Origin of the sequence: Kutzneria kofuensis, from assembly GCF_014203355.1 — a bacterium.
Classification (GTDB): Bacteria; Actinomycetota; Actinomycetes; order Mycobacteriales; family Pseudonocardiaceae; genus Kutzneria; species Kutzneria kofuensis.
Genome location: NZ_JACHIR010000001.1, coordinates 6,727,409 through 6,744,974 on the forward strand (window position 1 = coordinate 6,727,409; position 17,566 = coordinate 6,744,974).

General features: G+C 71.9%; 13 protein-coding genes. 9 read left to right on the forward strand and 4 right to left on the reverse strand.

Annotated elements, in window-relative coordinates; translation table 11 throughout:
- Window positions 1-42 precede the first annotated feature (42 nt).
- From xylA to BJ998_RS48720, 7 genes are all read left to right on the forward strand, one after another.
- Window positions 43-1,221 (forward strand): xylose isomerase, encoded by a 1,179-nt coding sequence (gene xylA, locus BJ998_RS31190; RefSeq protein WP_184866903.1) that lies wholly within the window; start codon window positions 43-45, stop codon window positions 1,219-1,221.
- A 560-nt stretch (window positions 1,222-1,781) separates the two neighbouring features.
- Complete coding sequence (locus BJ998_RS31195) at window positions 1,782-4,616, forward strand: ATP-binding protein (RefSeq protein ID WP_184866904.1); 2,835 nt, start codon at window positions 1,782-1,784, stop codon at window positions 4,614-4,616.
- Between the two features lie 10 nt (window positions 4,617-4,626).
- Complete coding sequence (locus tag BJ998_RS31200) at window positions 4,627-6,894, forward strand: AAA family ATPase (protein ID WP_184866905.1); 2,268 nt, start codon at window positions 4,627-4,629, stop codon at window positions 6,892-6,894.
- 5 nt (window positions 6,895-6,899) lie between these two features.
- A complete protein-coding gene (locus BJ998_RS31205) occupies window positions 6,900-9,719 on the forward strand; it encodes a helix-turn-helix transcriptional regulator (RefSeq protein ID WP_184866906.1) in 2,820 nt (939 codons plus the stop codon).
- A 209-nt stretch (window positions 9,720-9,928) separates the two neighbouring features.
- Window positions 9,929-10,621 (forward strand): LuxR C-terminal-related transcriptional regulator, encoded by a 693-nt coding sequence (locus tag BJ998_RS31210; protein ID WP_312890413.1) that lies wholly within the window; start codon window positions 9,929-9,931, stop codon window positions 10,619-10,621.
- Window positions 10,618-11,265 carry a GNAT family N-acetyltransferase gene (locus BJ998_RS31215; protein ID WP_184866907.1) on the forward strand — a complete coding sequence of 216 codons (648 nt, stop codon included), beginning with the start codon at window positions 10,618-10,620 and terminating at the stop codon, window positions 11,263-11,265. The genes BJ998_RS31210 and BJ998_RS31215 overlap by 4 nt, the downstream gene beginning before the upstream one ends.
- Complete coding sequence (locus BJ998_RS48720; protein WP_184866908.1) at window positions 11,262-12,323, forward strand: cytochrome P450; 1,062 nt, start codon at window positions 11,262-11,264, stop codon at window positions 12,321-12,323. The genes BJ998_RS31215 and BJ998_RS48720 overlap by 4 nt, the downstream gene beginning before the upstream one ends.
- Window positions 12,324-12,331: 8 nt before the next feature.
- Here the strand turns inward: BJ998_RS48720 and BJ998_RS31225 are convergent, their stop codons facing one another.
- A complete protein-coding gene (locus BJ998_RS31225) occupies window positions 12,332-13,474 on the reverse strand; it encodes an SAM-dependent methyltransferase (protein WP_184866909.1) in 1,143 nt (380 codons plus the stop codon).
- 143 nt (window positions 13,475-13,617) lie between these two features.
- Here BJ998_RS31225 and BJ998_RS31230 point away from each other — a divergent pair, with 143 nt between their 5' ends.
- Window positions 13,618-14,988 (forward strand): DUF11 domain-containing protein, encoded by a 1,371-nt coding sequence (locus BJ998_RS31230; protein WP_184866910.1) that lies wholly within the window; start codon window positions 13,618-13,620, stop codon window positions 14,986-14,988.
- Here BJ998_RS31230 and BJ998_RS31235 read toward each other — a convergent pair.
- Window positions 14,985-15,866, reverse strand: a complete 882-nt coding sequence (locus tag BJ998_RS31235; RefSeq protein WP_184866911.1) for a LysR family transcriptional regulator — start codon at window positions 15,864-15,866, stop codon at window positions 14,985-14,987. The two genes, BJ998_RS31230 and BJ998_RS31235, sit on opposite strands and share 4 nt — an antisense overlap.
- Window positions 15,867-15,936: 70 nt before the next feature.
- Here BJ998_RS31235 and BJ998_RS31240 point away from each other — a divergent pair, with 70 nt between their 5' ends.
- A complete protein-coding gene (locus BJ998_RS31240; RefSeq protein ID WP_184866912.1) occupies window positions 15,937-16,293 on the forward strand; it encodes a YybH family protein in 357 nt (118 codons plus the stop codon).
- On the opposite strand, the gene BJ998_RS31245 is transcribed toward BJ998_RS31240, so the two are convergent.
- Window positions 16,259-16,747, reverse strand: a complete 489-nt coding sequence (locus BJ998_RS31245; protein WP_184866913.1) for a 2'-5' RNA ligase family protein — start codon at window positions 16,745-16,747, stop codon at window positions 16,259-16,261. The genes BJ998_RS31240 and BJ998_RS31245 overlap by 35 nt on opposite strands.
- Window positions 16,748-16,796: 49 nt before the next feature.
- Window positions 16,797-17,552 (reverse strand): IclR family transcriptional regulator, encoded by a 756-nt coding sequence (locus BJ998_RS31250; protein ID WP_184866914.1) that lies wholly within the window; start codon window positions 17,550-17,552, stop codon window positions 16,797-16,799.
- Between the last annotated feature and the right edge of the window lie 14 nt (window positions 17,553-17,566).

The window sequence follows — 17,566 nt, forward strand, 5'->3', positions numbered from 1 at the left end:
CCGAGTTGCCGATGCGTAAGTTCGGCGAACTAACTAAACCCGATGGAGGTCGACGTGGCCGCGGACCCGACACCGGCGGACAGATTCAGCTTCGGCCTGTGGACGGTCGGCTGGCGCGCCAACGACCCGTTCGGCGAGCCGACCCGGCCGGCACTGGACCCCGTCGAGTCGGTCCACCGGCTGGCCGAGCTCGGCGCGTGGGGCGTGTCCTTCCACGACGACGACCTGATCCCGTTCGGCTCCGACGACGCCGTGCGCGAGGAGCGGGTGAAGCGTTTCCGCAAGGCCGTCGACGAGGCCGGCCTGGTGGTGCCGATGGCGACCACGAACCTGTTCACCCATCCGGTGTTCAAGGACGGCGGTTTCACCAGCAACGACCGGTCGGTGCGGCGTTTCGCGCTGCGCAAGGTGTTGCGGAACGTGGATCTGGCGGCGGAGCTCGGCGCGTCGACGTATGTGCTGTGGGGCGGCCGTGAGGGGTCGGAGACCGACGCCGCCAAGGATGTCCGCGCGGCGCTGGACCGCTACCGCGAGGCGATGAACATCCTCACCCAGTACGTCGTCGATCAGGGCTACCGCCTGCGGTTCGCGATCGAGCCCAAGCCGAACGAACCGCGCGGCGACATCCTGCTGCCGACCATCGGCCACGCCCTCGGCTTCATCTCGACGCTGGAGCACGAGGAGCTGGTCGGCGTGAACCCCGAGGTCGGGCACGAGCAGATGGCCGGGCTGAACTTCGTGCACGGCATCTCGCAGGCGCTGTGGCAGGACAAGCTGTTCCACATCGACCTCAACGGCCAGCGCGGTCCCCGCTACGACCAGGACCTGATCTTCGGCCACGGCGACCTGCTGTCCGCGTTCTTCCTGGTGGACCTGTTGGAACAGGCCGGATACGGCGGCCCGCGGCACTTCGACTACAAGCCGCTGCGCACCGAGGACGTCACCGGCGTGTGGGCCAGCGCGGCCGCGAACATGCGGACCTACCTGCTGCTCAAGGAGCGTGCGGCGGCGTTCCGCGCCGATCCAGAGGTGGGCGAGGCGCTGCGGGCGGCCAAGGTGGACGAGATCCTGCTGCCGACGCTGTCCCGCCGCGAGACGGTGGCCCAGCTGCGGGCGTCCGATCCGGACTTCGACCCCGACGCGGTAGGGGCCAGGGGGTACGGCTTCGTGCGGCTGTCGCAGCTCGCGCTGGAGCATCTGGTGGGCGCGCGGCGGTCGTGATCGGCCACGCCTGGCCGCAACCCCTGTTTTTCCGATGGAATCCCGGCTGTCGGACCGTCAAGATCAAAGTCGCGATTTCTTCACGGGGTGGTCATTCCCGGTCGCGTGATAATGCCAAACGGTGACGCCCGTTTACTTCGTCGATCGCCGCCGAATTGGCCGGTGGAGCGCGACAACGCGGGCGGGCGCGCCGTCAGGCCCGGGCACTGGGCCATCCGCCGGGCCGATGGATCACCCGACCACCCTGATCCGTGGGCCGATGGGGGCCGGTTGCTCAACAAAACTTCACCGGCCCGCAATCATCGTGCTTACATCATCGACAGTGGTGTAGGAGCCCCTGCGCCACTCACCCTAGGTGGCATCGGGGGGTGCCGCATGGTCACGACTGATCAAGGTCAGATCGTCGGCATTTTCAGGACCGTTAGGGCAGGCCTTCGGTATCCTTCACCGCCTGATGGCGGTCGCCCTGATAAGCAGTGGGTCACAGCCAGGCGCGAGAGGGAAGGCGGTCTGCCCTGAACCCGGATCGGAGGCTCGTCTCCGCCGGCGCGGCCCCGGACTTGTCCACTCAGGACAACACCGGCGTCCCCGCGGTCGGCCGGGTCCTGCTGGGCAGGACCGACGAGCTGGCACAGCTGGAATCCAAGGCCGACCTCGCGGTCGCCGGGCACGGCCAGGCGGTGCTGCTGCGCGGGCCGTCCGGAATCGGCAAGACACAGCTGTTGCGCACCGCCGAGCAGCGCTTTGCCGCACGGGGCATGCGAGTGCTGCGGGCCGACTGCGCCGAGGTGAGCAGCGGTTCCGGTTACGCCGGCGTGCGGGCGCTGTTCGAGGGCATCGATCAGGCCATGGTTCACGGCCCTGCCCGCTGGGCTCGTGCCGCGCTGACTCCCGCCGCCGACGGCGACGTGCCCAGCGGCGGTTACGCGGTTCTGCACGGCCTCTACTGGCTTGTAGTTGGTCTGTCCAGCGAGCAACCGCTGGCGCTGATCGTCGACGACGCGCACTGGTGCGACAACTCCACCTTGCGCTGGTTGGACTTCCTGTTGCGGCGCGCGGACAGCCTCCGGTTGCTGGTGGTGGTCGCGCAGCGCAGCGGCATCGAGGGCGGCGAGCTGCTGACCCAGCTGACCACGCACGAATGCTGCACGACGCTGGAGGTGCGGCCGCTCGGCGCGGACGACGTCGTCGACCTGATCGCCGCCGGCCTGGACGAGGTGCCGGCGCCCTCGTTCGCCGCGCGCTGCAACGACGTCAGCGGCGGCAATCCGCTGCTGCTCTACCGGCTTCTGGGTGAGCTGCGGCGCAACGGCGTGCAGCCGGACGCGCAGAGCGCGGAGCTGGTGCAGGAGATGGGCCGGAACGTGCTGGCCGCGTCCGTCGTCGCCGCGCTGGCCAAACAGCCCGAGTACGTCACCGAAGTCGCCCGCGCGGCCGCGCTCGTCGGCACCGGGCGACCGCACCTGGTGGCCGCGCTGTGCCGGGTGCCGGTTCGCTCCGTGATCACCGCGCTGCACCTGCTCGTCCGCTGCGACGTGCTCGACGCCGACCGCCACGACTTCGTCCACGACCAGGTCCGAACCACCATCCTGGCCGGCATCTCCGAGGAGGAACTGCACGCCACCAGGGCGCGGGCGGCGCGGCTGCTCAGCGACGAGGGCGAGCCGGCCGAGACCGTCGCCGGCCATCTGCTGCTGACGCCGGTGGACGAGCCGTGGATGCCGCCGGTGCTGCGCGACGCCGCCACGAGCGCCAACCGGCGCGGCTCCGCCGAGGCGGCGATCGGCTACTTGCAGCGAGCGTTAGGATCCAAATGGTTGGACGTCGACACCCGCACCAGGTTGCAGATCGACCTGGCCGGCCTGCTCGCGCAGGTCGACCCGGCGAGCGCGCTGCCCACCCTGCGTGAGGTGCTGGGGCGGGTGTCGGACCCACGGGAGCGCACGACCGTCGCCGCACTGTTCGCCCGCGCCGCACAGCCGGTGTATTCCTCGCAGGAGGCGGTGGAACTGCTCGTCGAGGTGATCGACCAACTGGATGCCGCGATCGGGCCGAACCCCGGTCCCGCGGACCAGGAACTGCGCATGCTCGCCGAGGGCACGCTGCTGATGTCCGCAACCGACGAATGCTCGACACTGCCGCTGGCCACCGCGCGGGCCCGGATGTTGCCCGACCCGCCCGGCCACACCGGCGCGGAGATGCTGACCCTGTCGCTGATGGCGATGCTGTCCGCGTTCGAGGGCGGTTCGGTGGAAACCGTGTTGCGCCGCGCCCGTACGGTGATGGAGACACCGGACGTCCCGATGGACGGCCTGACGCTGCTGAGCGCCTCGCTGGCGTTCGAGATGGCCGGCGACATCGACTCGGCGCTGGCCGGGCTGGAGCGCACGCTGGCCGAGACGCGGCGGCGGGCCGAGCCGGTGATGCACGTGATGGCGCTGGGTTTCCGGGCCGTGCTGCAGCGCCGGCGCGGCGAACTGGCCGAGGCCGCCGCCGACGCGCAGACCGCGGCCGACGTCGCCGGCCAGGAACTGCCGGGCCTGCTGCTGACGTTGCCTCAGATCGCGCAGGCCGGCGTGTTCGCCGACCTCGGCCAGCCCGACCGGGCGATGGAGCTGCTCGACCAGGTGGTTCGGCCGCGGTACGAGGAATTCGGCTGGGAGTGGTACAACTACGCGCTCGTCCGGGCCAAGGTGATGCGGCAGCTCGGTGACGCGGCGGGCGCGCTGGAGATGCTGCGGCGCTGCGAGCGCAGCATCGACGACGCCGGCATCACCAATCCGATGTACGTGCTGTGGTGGCCGGAGGCCGTGGACATCCTCGTCGAGCTGGGCCGGCGCGAGGAGGCGGCGGCGCTGGTCGCCCGGATGAGCGAGGACGTGCGGCGGCAGTGGCCGATTCCCAAGGCGGACGGGTTGATCGCGCTCGTCACCGGGCTCGTCGCCGAGGACCCCAAGGACGCGGTGGCGCCGCTGACCGCGGCGGTCGAGCGGCTGGAGGGCTGCGGCGCGGTGCCGGACCGGATCCGCGCCGGGCACCGGCTCGGCCAGGCGCTGCTGCGCGCGGGTGACGTCAAGCAGGCGCGGCAGGTGCTGCGCGCGACCATGGACGTGGCCACCCGCAGCGGCGAGCGCGCCGAGCTGGCCGAGGTCGGCAAGCTCGTGGTGGAGGCGGGCGGCCGGGTGCGCAAGCACATCGACTCGCCGATGGACGCGCTGACCGGCAGCGAGCGGAGGGTGATCGCGATGGCCGCCGAGGGGCTGAGCAACCGGGCCATCGCCGAGACGCTGTTCGTCGCGCTGCGCACCGTCGAGGTCCACCTCACGAGCTCGTACCGCAAACTCGGGGTGTCCGGCCGTGCGGAGCTCACCGCGATGCTGCGAGCCGAGCGGTAAGCCGGCGGTCATGATGTCCGGCGCCCCTGCCTTCGCGGACACCCTCGTCGATCGCCAGATCGAGGTTGCCCTGCTGCGGGCGGTGTTGGCGGGAGCGTCCGACGGGCGGTCCGCGGTCGTCACCGTCGAGGGCCCGCCGGGCATCGGCCGGACGGCTCTGGCCGGCTGCGCCGACGCGATGGCCGCCGACGCGGGCATGCGGGTGGTGCACGCGACCGGCTCGCCCAGCGAGGCGGAGACGCCGCTGGGCGTGGTGGCGCAGCTGATGGCCCCGCTGCTGCCGCCTGACAGTCCACAGTGGAATCGGCTGCGCAACGGGGCCGGCCCGGCCGCGCTGGGCCAGCTGATCCGGGAGTTCCTCGCCCCCGCGCGGCAACGGCCGCTGCTGGCGATCGTCGATGACGCGCAGTGGGCCGACCCCGAGTCGTTGCGCTGGCTGCAGGGCGTTGCACGGCGGATGACCGGCACGCGGCTGGTGCTGCTGCTGACCGTGCGCAGCGGCGCCGATCTCGCCGAGACCGCCATCGCCGCGACTCATCAGCTGCGGCTCGCGCCGCTCGATCCGGCGTCGGTGCGGGCGGTGCTGGACCGGGAATTCCCCGACGGCGTAGGGGAAACCTTCGCGGAGGTGGCCGCCGAGGCCACCCGTGGCAACCCGGCCGTGCTCCGGGCCGTGCTCGGACGGCTGAGCGCGCAACGGGTTCTGCCCAGCGACAAGGCCGTTCCCCAGCTGCGCGAGGCCGTCGCGGAGGCGACCAGCGACCTCGTGTCCCGCACGATCGACGGCCTGCCGGGCGAACTCGTGCTGCTGCTGCGGGCCATCGCGATCTGCGGCGGCATCCTGGACTTCGACCTCGTCTGCACGGTCGCCGGCCTGCACTCGTTGTCCGCGCCGCGGGCTCGCGCGCTGCTGCACAACGCCGGCCTGATCACCAGCGGCGGCCGTCCGCTGCTGGCGGCGTGGGTGTCGGCCGACCGGCTGCTGGCCGGAATGCCGGTGGCGCAACGTGAATCGATGCACGCGCACGCCGCGCGGCTCGGCCACCTCAGCGCCGCCCCGGACACCGGCGTGGCGAAGATCCTGTTGGGTACCAAGGCAATCGGCGAGCCGTGGGCGGTGGATGTGCTGCGCCGCGCCGCCGCCTGGCACAACCTGGCCGGCGACACCGCGTCCGCGACCAAGCTGCTCTCCCGGGCCACGCGGGAGACCGGGGATCCGTTGGCGCACGCCAAGGTGCTGCTGGAGCTGGGCGAGATCGAGCTGCTGGAGAGCGCGGAGGCGGCCGACCGGCACCTCGGCCAGGTCGTCGTCGCCGACGGCGGTCCGGAGATCGGGCCGCTGCGGGTGCGCGCCGCCGACCTGCTGTTCGCCCGCGGCGCCGGCATGCTGGTGCGGCGGCTGACCGCCGACGCGTATCGCAGCCACGGAGCGGATCCGGAGTCCATGGACCAACTCGTGGCGCTGCACTGGCTGGCCGAGGACGACGCCTCGAAGCCGATCAGCCTGGACGCGCCGGCGACGCTCGCGGAGGAGCCGGAGAACCCGGCGCAGGCCGGCGTCGCGGCCTGGCACCTGGCCATGGCCGGCCGCAACATCGAGCTGTGCAAGGTGTTGGCGCGCAAGGCGATCGCCGCCGACGGGCCGGTCGGTGTGCGCACCTGCGCGGCGTGGGCGCTGGCCGTGGCCGACGAGGTGGACGAGGCCGGCGCCGCGCTGCGGGCACTGCTGGGAAACCTGCGGCTACCCACCGACCGCGCGCTCGCGGCGTACGCCTGGAGCTCCTACGCGGATCTCTTCGCCCGCAACTTCGACCTCGACGCCGCCGAGCGGGCGCTGGCCACCGCGCTGGAGCTGCTGCCGCTGGAGTGCTGGCACCCGCGCGTGTCGCCGAGCCTGGTCGCCGCGCAGGTGCTGTTGTCGCTGGCCCGCGGCGAACTCGATGCGGCGCAACGGATCGCGCGTGATCACCCGGCGCCGACCGGGCTGCCGGACGGCATGACGTGGCCGCACCTGCTGTACGCGCACGGCCAGCTGCGGCTGGCCAGCGGCGACCACGGCGAGGCCGCCGCCATGATGCTGGAGTGCGGCCGGCAGCTGCAGGCCAAGACCGCGGACAACCCGGCGCTGCTGTCGTGGCGGGCTCCCGCGGTGATCGCGTTGCGTGCGCTCGGGCGTACCGAGCAGGCGGAGAACCTGTTGGCAGCCGAGTACCGGCTGGCCAAGGCGTGGGGAGCCCCGAGCGTGGTGGCCCGCGTCGAGCAGCTGAGGAGGGACTGACCACCGTGCTGTGCGAACGGGAGACCGAGTTCGGCCTGGTGGCCGAGGCGTTGCAGGCGGCCGCCGACGGCCACGGCTCGCTGATGGTGATCACCGGTCCACTCGGCATCGGCAAGACCGCGCTGCTCGGTGGCCTGCCCAGTCTCGCCGGCCTGCAGGGCGCGCGGGTGATGCGCGCCAACGGGGCCTTGCTGGAACAGGACTTCGCGTTCGGCCTCGTGCGCCAGCTGCTGGAACCCGTGCTCGCGAGCGTCGACCAGCGGCAGCGCGACGAGTGGCTGGCCGGCGCGGCCGAACCCGCCCGGCTGGTGTTCGACGACCTCGCCGGCCCGGACGAGACCCAGGAGTGGGAGCACCTGCGCTGGGACGACGGCCGGCCTGACGGCGGTGTCCGGCACACCGTGCTGCACGGCCTGCTCATGCTGCTCACCGCGATCAGCCTGCAGCGGCCGGTCCTGGTGGTCGTGGACGACCTGCAGTGGGCCGACCAGCCGTCGCTGCGCTGGCTGGGGTACCTGGCCAAGCGGCTGGGCGGGGTGCGGGCGACCGTCGTCGTCACGGTTCGGGAGGGCGACCCGCTGTCCGAGCGGCCGCTGGTGCGGGCCGTCACCGACGGGGCCCGCCGCACGCTGCGCCCCGGACCGCTGTCCCTGGCCAGCACCCGGCTGATGGTCGCCGAGGAGTTCGGCGAGCCCGGCGAGGAGGAGTTCGTCCAGGCCTGCCACGAGGTTTCCGACGGCAACCCGATGTTCCTGATGTCGGTGCTGCTGGGCATGGCCGTCTCCGGCTACCGGCCGATCGCCGCCGACGCGCCGATCGCCCGCTCGCTGCTGCCGTCCCAGCTGCGCGAGCGGCTCACCTCCTGCCTGAGCAGCCAGCCCGCCGGCATCCAGTCGTTCGTCAAGGCGATGGCCGTGCTCGGCGAACAGGCCGACGCCGAGCTGCTGGGGCAGCTGTCCGAGCTGGACCCGATCGGCTGCGTCGAGGCGGCCCGGGTGCTGGACCGGATGGGGCTGCTCGCCTGCACCACGCCCGTGCCGAAGTTCCTGCACATGGCCGTTCAGGATGCCGTCGAGCAGCTGATGAGCGCCGACGACGCCGAGCGGCTGCACCGGCGGGCCGCGGCGCTGCTGCACGCCGGCGGCTACCCCGCCGAGCAGGTGGCCGCGCACCTGTTGGTGATCAGCGCGGATCAGGACGACTGGACCATTCTGGTGCTCCGAGCGGCCGCCGACACCGCCTTGTCACGTGGCGCTCCCGAAGTGGCAACCCGCTATTTGCGGCGCGCTTTGCTCGATTGTTCATCAGATGGCTCCGATCGCGCCATGCTGCTCGTCGAACTGGCCACCGCGGAATGCTGGTTCGATCCGGCCGCGGCCGTGCGACACATTTCCCAGGCCGTTCCGCTACTTAGTTCGACGCGCGAACGAGCCCTCGCGGTCTCGCGTATCGCACCGCCATTGCTGGGCGTCGCTTCCTCGCCCGTGCTGGACGTGATCGCGCAGGTCGCGGCCGAGCTCGGCGACCCGGACAAGCTCGCCGGCACCGACCGTGAGCTGGCCCTTTCCCTGGAGGCGCGGCTGCGCTGCACCCAGGCCGACAACCCGGCGCGGCTGGCGATGGCCGTGGAAAGGCTGCGTGAGCTGGGGGATCACCCGTCGCTGGACACCCGCGGCGAGCGCGAGCTGGCCGCCGTCCTGGTGCACGCCGGCACGCTCAGCGGCGGCCTGCCCGCGGCTCAGGCCGTGCCGCTGGCCCGGCGCATCGTCGAGCACGAGCCCGCGGTGGCCAGCCACGCGCACGCGGCCGTGCCGCTGGTGGTCACCACGCTGGTCGCCGGCGACTGCGACGACGTCGCCGGACCGTGGCTCGACCTGGCCCTGCGGCAGGCCCGCCGGCAGAACGCCGTCGTGCCCCAGGCGATCATCACCACCCACCAGTCCATGATCCTCATGCGCGCCCGCATGCTGTCCCAGGCCCGCGGCGCGGCCGCCGAGGGGCTCGCGCTGGCCGACGCCGACTGGCTGCGGACCGTCTCCGCGCCGACCAAGGCGCTGGCCATGGTGGCCATCGAGACCGACTCCGTCGACCTGGCCGAGCGGCTGCTGGCCAAGTGCACCGAGCACGGCGAGGCGCTGCCCAGCCTGTGGCCGCTGCACATGGTCCGGGCCTGGCTCGCCGCTCGCGACGGGCGGCTCGGGCAGGCCCTGAACCACCTCTACGACCTGGGCCGGCGCACCGAGCGCATCGGCTGGCGCAACCCGGCCATCGTGCCGTGGCGCAGCTGGGCCGCCGGCCTGCACCACCAGCTCGGCGAGCAGGCCGACGCCGTCGAACTCGTCCGTACCGAGCACGAGATGGCCCGGGAATGGGGTTCGGCCACGGCGATGGGCCGGGCGCTGCGGGTGTGGGGCACCATCACCGAGGGGCCCAAGGGCACGCAACTTCTTCGCGACGCAATTACAACGTTGGACAACAGCGCGCACCAGCTCGAACTGGCCCGCGCGCAGGCCGCCCTCGGCGCCCGTCTCGGTGGCGCTGAGGGCGACGTGTACCTGAGGCAGGCCGGCGCCGTGGAGTCCACCCCCTGGCTACCCGTACGGTCCACCGCCCCCACCCGTACCACCGCCACTCGGACCCAGCTGACCAAGACCGAACGCAAGGTCGCGATGCTCGCCGCGGCCGGCCGAACCAACGGGGAGATAGCCGATGAGCTGGGAGTTTCCTCACGGGCGGTGGAGAAGCACCTCACCAACTCCTACCGCAAGCTGGCCGTGCCCGGCCGGGCCGGGCTCGTCGCGGCCATGCTCGCGCAGGCCGACTGACATCGTTGTCAGACCGGGTGCGGGGGACCGAACCGCACCTACCGCACCCCTGCCGCACCACCGAACCAAGAGAGTTCGGCGACCACAGTGTTAGTGCCCACTAGTGCCCACGCCGTAGACGTCGGCGACAAGGCCTTCATACGATCGTTCCGTACTCGAAAGACGGCTTATCCGCCTTGTCATCAACGTCAAGACAACCGGGGGTCCTCGTGTCCGAGTCCTACAGTCGGCCACTGAGCGTGGTCACCGAACTCGCCGACCGGCGAATGGTTGCCGACCAGTCCGACGACCTTTTCCGATCGCTTTTCGAGCGGTCCGGAGTTTGCATCGCCGCCCTCGATCCCGCGTATCGGGTGCTGGAGGCGAACGCCGACCTGTTCCACCTGCTCGACCGGTCCGCCCCCGAGGTGACCGGCCGCGAGTTCACCGACCTGCTGCACCCCGGGGTCCGCGCCGGCCTGCGCCGCCAGTTCGCCAAGCTGGCCGAGGGCAAGCGCGGCCGCTTCACCGAGCACGTCGTCGCGATGCGCCCCGACGGCACCGTCGTCGCCGGCAACCTCACCGCGGTCGCCGTGCGGGCCAACAACCGGGTCGCCGCCAGCATCCTGATCCTGATCACGCCGAGCAACCCGGCCAAGTCCGGCCGCGTCGTCGTCGACCAGAGCAAGGTCCTCACCGACGTGGACGCCCGCATCCTCGAGGGTGTCGCCGCCGGCGTCTCCACCGTGCAGATGGCCTCGCAGCTGTACCTGAGCCGGCAGGGCGTCGAGTACCACGTGAGCGCCATGCTGCGGAAGCTCAAGGCCCCCAACCGGCCCGCCCTGGTGTCCAAGGCCTACGCGCTGGGCATCCTCAGCGTCGCCACCTGGCCGCCGCGCGTGCTCCCGGACTACGTGAAGTGATCACGCCTCGCGACCACGACCTGTTCGCGGCCGCGACGCGTGCGTTCGACCGGCTCGACCCGGTGATCGGCCGCTACGGCCGGCCGGGACGGGCGCTGGACGTGCGAATCGCCAACAGCCTGCCCCGAAGGCTTCAGGTGATCCGGATGCGTGACCAGCACTACCGTGACGCGCTCGCGGGACTGGGTGTCCCGGTGTGGGACTCCTACGACGAGGACGCGGTGCAGCTGGTGTGCACCGAGGACGACCGGCCGGTCGGCAGCCTGCGGCTGACCGCGAACACCGAGCACGGCGGGGACCTGCACGATGATTTCGACGGCGTGGAGTCCATTGTGGAGCCCGGGCGGTTCGCGGTGGTCGGGCGGGCGCTGGTGGTGCCGGAGCTTCGATCCTGTGGGGTGTTGACGGCCGTGGTGCACGCGGCGTGCCGATGGTGGCTTCGGCACGGCGGGAGCACCCGGCTGGTGGTGACCTGCCTGTCGGCGACGGTGCCGACGGCGGTTGCCTTCGGCGGGCGGGTGCTCACCGAACCGTTGCCGCTGGGGCCTCGCAAGGTTCCCGTGGTGCTGGTCGAGGTGGACGCCCGGCGGGCCGTGGACAACGGCTGTCGGTGGCTGGGCCAGCACGGGTGGTCGGTGGCGTGAGGCGGGTCCTGACGCCGACGGGCCACCCGGCCTGGCTGGCGACCAGCTACGCGGACGTGCGGCTGGTGCTGTCCGATCCCCGGTTCGGCAAGGCGCCGCTGACCGCCGGGACCGCCACCACCCGGTCCGGGCGGTTGCTGCCCGGACTGCTGTTCACCACCGATCCGCCCGAGCACACCCGCATTCGTGACCAGCTGCTGGCGGCGATGCGCCTGTGCCCCAGCGGTTTGCTGCGGGACCGCCTTGTTGCCGAGGCGGATTCGTTGCTCGGGGCGGTTTCGGGTGACCTCGTCGGTTCGTACGCCGCGCCGCTGGCCATGTGGACCATCGGCACCTGGCTGGGCATTCCGGTCGAGGGTTACTCGCGTTGCGCCGAGTGGTCGTCCATCGTGCTGTCCCTGAACCGCTTTCCCGGCGCTGTCGTCGAGGATGCGCAGTGCGCTTTGATCGACTACCTGGCCGGCTTGGCCGCTTCTCGGGTGTCGTCGCCGTCGTCGGACCTGCTGACCGCCTTGACCGTGACGGCATCCGAGCCGGCCCCGTTGGCCGCGACCGTGCTGGCCACCGGGTACGAGACCCTGGTCGCCGGCATCGCCAACGCCGCCCTGACGTTGCTCACCGAGGGCCCTGGTTTCGCTGCTTGGCCCACCTCCCGAGTCGATGTCCGCCGCCTCGTCGACGAACTCCTCCGCTTCGCGCCGCTCGGCGGCACCATGCGTTCCCGGTGCGCCTTGGAGGACGTTCCGGTCGGTTCCGTGGTCGTGGGCAAGGGCGAAGTCGTGCTCGCCGCCACCGGCCCCGCCAACCGCGACCCCGTTCGCTTCGCCGACGCCGACAAGTTCTGCCCGGCGCGCAAGGACAACCGGCACATGGCTTTCGGTGTGGGGGAGCGGTTCTGCGCCGGCTCCCAGCTGGCGGTGATGGTGTTGACCGTCGCCCTGGAACGCATCGCCCTGCGGTATCCGGCGACCCGGCTGGCGGTCGACCCTTCGGAGCTGGTCGTCCTCCCCGGCGCGGCGGAACCCCGGCCGGAAACCCTGCCCGTGCACTGGCGTTGACTCCGGGGTCAGCGGCGGACGGCGAGGATCTGGTGGACACTCATCTTGTCGTCGGCGAAGGCGAGGGCGTTGTCGGCGAGTTGGAGACGCCAGATGCGAGCCCGGGAGGCGCCGACGCGGGTGACGACGTCGTCCCAGTTGAGGTCGAGGGCATGCCGCCAGGCGTCGATGGTGCGGACGTAGTGCTCCCGCATGGACATGACGTCCTTGATCTCCAGGCCGGCGTCGCGGAGCTGGCCGAGGGTGTGCTCGACGGGCCGGGTGGCCATGGCGGGCGTGAGGTACGAGCCGGTGAACATGCCGCCGCCGGAGGTCTGCTGCATCAGCAACTGCCCGCCGGGCCGCAGCAGTCGGCGCAAGGTGGCGCAGTAGGACGGGTAGTCGTGGGCGCTGACGTGTTCCCCGGTCTCGATGGAGGCGACGGCGTCGAAGGGCTCGCCATCGATGTCACGAGGGTCGACCCGTTGCACGGTGACGGAGTCCGAGAGACCCCGCTCGGCGGCGCGGGCCCGGACGAACTCGCACTGGGTGGCGGAGACGGTGACACCGGTGGCGGCGACACCGTGGTTCTCGGCGGCGTGCAGCACGAGGGAGCCCCAGCCGCACCCGACGTCGAGCAACCGCATTCCCTTGGCCAGTCCCAGTTTCCGGCACACGAGGTCGAGCTTGTCGTGCTGGGCGTCGGACAGGTGGTACTCGGGGCCGTCGGACGTCCAGTACCCGCAGGAACGGGCCATCGTGTCGTCCAAGATGGACGGCGGAAAGTCCACTGTCGGTTGCGAGGCGTCGACGGGCGCCCGCCGGCCGCCGATGCCGGTCCGGGCGAGCAACCCGATCAACCGGGGCCAGTGCGCGGGCCGCGGCGGGCCCTGCGCGCGGACGTGCGCGACGAGCTCCCGGCAGTGCCGCAGCCCGACGGCGAAGTCCCCGTCGATGTCGAGATGACCGGTCACATACGCCGTGACCAGCCCGGACCGCCCCGGCCGCAGCAGCAGCTGCCGCACGGCGCGCGGCGACCGCAGCACGGCCACCGGCCCCTCCGGCGTGCCGGCCCGGCTGCCGTCCCACGCCCGCATGCCGATCGGGAAGCGCAGGCCGTACACGGTCTCGATCGCCGTCACGACCTGCACGGCGACTCCCGGATTCGGCATCGGCTGCTCCAGGCTCGGGGGCGCAACAGTGGTCCTATCGCACGACACCCCGGGAACGTGACGTGTAACCCTTTCGGGCTCAACCGCGCTAATCCCCGTGTGCCGGCGGCCTCGCCGGCCGTCGACGTCGACGGGAGTGACCAATGAGTGGTGCGGGCAAGGGGATCCGAAGACTCGTCGCGGCGGGAACGACCGTGGTTCTCGCGGGCCTCGGCCTGGCCGCACCGGCCTCGGCCGCCACCGCCGGCGGCTACAACGCCTTCGTCACGGACAGCCGGCAGAACCTGGTGTACGTGATCGACACCGCCACCAACGCCATCACCGCGACCGTGCCGGTCGGCACGAACCCGCACGGCCTGGCGGTGCTCCCGGACGGCAGCCGGGTTTACGTCGCCGACCACGGCAGCGCCGCGGTCTCGGTGATCGACTCCGCCACCTCGACGGTGACCGCGACCATCCCGGTCTCCGGCGCCCCGAACTTCGTCACCAGCGCGCCCGACGGCCGCCACGTGTACGTCAGCAACGACGGCACCAACTCGCTGAACGTGATCGACACCGCCTCGAACACCGTGACCGCGACCATCCAGGTCGGCTCGGTCGCCTCCGGCGTCGCGGTGATCACCCCCGACGGCAAGGCCGTGTTCGTGGCCAGCACCAACGCCGGCACCGTGTACAAGATCGACACGGCGTCCAACACGGTCACCTCTACGATCGCCACGCCGCACCCGAGCGCCCTGGCGGTCTCGCCGGACGGCAGTGAGCTGGCGGTGGTCAACGCCGTCGAGAACACGGTGACCACGTTCGCCACCGCGACCGGCGCGCAGACCACGGCCACCCCGATCGCCGGCAGCCCGCAGGAGTTGGCTTACACGCAGGGCGTGCTGTACGTGACCGCCGCCGACGGCACCGTGTCGGTGCTCGACCATGGCGCCGTCACGCACACGATCCCGGTGTCCACGCGCGTGCTCGGCGGCATCGCGGCCACCCCGGACGGCGCTTCGCTGTACGTGGGCAACTACTTCGGCACCGGCGTGAGCGTGCTGAGCACGGCCAGCAACGCCGTCAGCGCCGTGGTTCCGACGCCGGACGGCAGCCAGCCGTACGAGGTCGCGATCGGCCAGCGCAGCGCCGACCTCGCGGTGAAGCTGACCGCCAGCCCGGCCGGCCTGCTCGTGCACGAGGTGACGTTCACCGCCACCGTCACGAACAAGGGCCCCGGCTCGGCCAGTGGCGCGACGGTGAAGTTCAGCTACGCCAACGGCTTCGTCTCGCCGTACGCGCCCGGCTGCACCGTGGACGCCGGCGTCCGCACCGCGACCTGCCAGTTCGGCGCCCTCGCCAACGGCGCGGCGGCCAGCAAGTCGCTGCGGCTGACCGTCGGCCTGCTGACGATCTCCGGGTCGATGGCGGTGACCGCCACGCGGACCGCCAGCATGCCCACGGATGGCAACGCCGCCAACGACAGCGGCACCGTCAGGTGCTCGGCGCTGACCTCGCTCCTGGTCAGCTGCTAGGAGACGAGCGCGGCGATGCCGTGATCGATCAACGCGGTGGCCGCCGGGCTGATCGGACCGTCCGCACGCCACGCCAGCGCGAGTTTGCCCCGCAGGGCCGGGCTGGCGACGGTGATCGGATGCAGTCCGGGCCCGGCGGCCATCGACGTCGGCACGAACGCGACGCCGAGGCCGCGCCGGGCCAGCTGCATCACCATGGTCGGATCGTTGGCCTCGAAGGCGATCCGAGGCGTGAAGCCGGCCAGCGCGCACGCTTCGTCCACACAGGACCGGATGCCGGTTCCCGGCGGCATGCTGATCAGCTCGCGGTCGCGGAACGCCTTGATCGGCAACGATTCCTTGCCGGCGAACGGATCGTCGTGGCCGACCACCGCGACCATCCGCTCGTCCACGAAGATCTTCAGCGCCACGCCCGGGTAGGACGTCGACGAGCTGAGCGCGATCACCGCCAGATCGAGGGCGCCGGCGCGGACCGCGTCCACCAGCCGGTCGGAGTTGTCCTGTGACAACGTGATCTCGATGGCCGGGTGCGCGCGGTGGAAGCCGTCGATCATGTCCGCGATCGCCACCGCCGGGCAGGACGTGATCGTGCCGATCGCCACCCGCCCGCGCACCAGCCCCGTCAGCTCGTCCACCGCCTGCTTCGACCCCGCGACCGCGCCCAGCGCCGCGCGGGCGAACGGCAGCACCGCCGCGCCCGCCTCGGTCAGCGTCACCGTGCGGCCGGACCGGTCCAGCAGCGGCAGGCCCAGCTCCTTCTCCAGCTGTCTGATCTGTGCGCTCACGCCCGGCTGCGCCACGTGCAGGCGCTCCGCCGCCCGGGTGAAGTTGGCGTCCTCGGCCACCGCCACGAAGTACTCAAGCTGGCGAAGTTCCATAACTGGCGATTCTAGCTACCAGCTCAACTAGTTCTTGGACTTCTTGTTCGCGACCGCGCAGGCTTGAGCCATGACAAACGCACAGACCCCGGAAGACCTGTCCCGCCTGTTCGTCGAACGGGCCAACGCCCGCGACGCCGACGGCCTCGCCGCCCTGTACGAGGAGGACGCCGTGCTGGCGTTTCCGCCCGGGCAGCAGACCGTCGGCCGCGCCGCCATCCGTGAGCTCATGGTCCAGCTCGTCTCGACCGGCGCCACCTTCACCGAGGAGGAGACCCTGCCGACCGTGTACCAGGGCGACAACCTGGCCCTGACCTCCACCGTGCCGTCCGACAACACCGGCGGCCGCGTGCAGCTCGTTCGCCGTCAGGCCGACGGCTCCTGGCTGCGCGTCATCGACCGCCCCGAAACGCGTGCCGCCCGGTGACCCGCCACTCGGTGTCGTAGCGAAGCAGCCAGAGCTCCGTCAACCGCGCGCTGACGGGGGTCGCCATCGTCGCGATGTCCGCGGCTTCCTCCTCGGCGACCCCCATCGCCAGCGTCAGGTGCGCCGGCGGCGTCGGTCCGAACCGCCCGCCGTACGGCACCACTTCCGGCCAGTGACCGCGGATCTTGGCCGTCAACGGCCCCAGCGCATCCGCGGTCAGCGCGACGAAACCCGGCTCTCGGACCACTCGGTCCAGCACCACGTCCACCGGCTCGATGTCGTCGGCGACCGCCGCCAGTTCGGCCGGCGCGACGTCGGTGAAGGGGTAGAGCATCGTCACGTGGCCGGTGTCGCCCGGGCGCACCACGTCGGGGTACCTGGCCGCGACCCGGGCGAGCAGGGGAGCGGCGGTGGGCACGGGGATGATCAGGGCGGACTGACCGGGCTGGGGCACCGGCACATTATCCGTGGCGCCCGGCCGGCCGCTGAAGGCCCGGCCTCCGTCATCCCCGGGTGGCGTCCATTTCCCGGGCCAGCACCTTCGCCGCCTTGGTCAGCAGCGGCACGACCTCGTCCACCGCGATCATGCCCATCCGGGTTTCCGGCCCGCTGATGGAGATCGCCGCGTTGGACGGCGCACCGGGCACCGCCACCGCGAGGCAGCGCACGCCGATCTCCTGCTCGCCGTCGTCGACCGCGTAGCCCTGCTCGCGGATGGCCTTCAGCTCGGTGCGCATGGCGTCGACGGTGGTGATCGACCGCTCGGTCTGCGGCTTCATCTTGGCCCGCGCCAGCACCTGCTCGACGGTGTCGTCGGGCAGCTGCGCCAGGATCGCCTTGCCGACGGCGGTGCAGTGGGCGTCGACCCGCCGCCCGACCTCGGTGAACATGCGCATGGAGTGCCGGGACGGGGCCTGCGCCACGTAGACGACCTGGTCGCCGTCCAGCACGGCCATGTTCGACGTCTCGCCGGTGACCTCGGTGAGCTCGGCCAGGTAGGGCCGGGCCCACGCGCCGAGGGTGCGGCTGGCGGTCTCGCCGAGGCGGATCAGCCGCGGGCCCAGGGCGTACCGCCTGGACGGCTGTTGCCGCACGTAGCCGCCGCCGACCAGGGTGCGCATGATGCGGTGGATGGTCGGCAGCGGCAGCCCCGAGCTGGCCGCGAGCTGGCTGAGCGCGACCTCGCCGCCGGCCTCGGCCATCAGCTCCAACAGCTCGAAGGTGCGCTCGACCGACTGCACCCCACCGTTGCTCGTCATGCGATCAGGGTCTC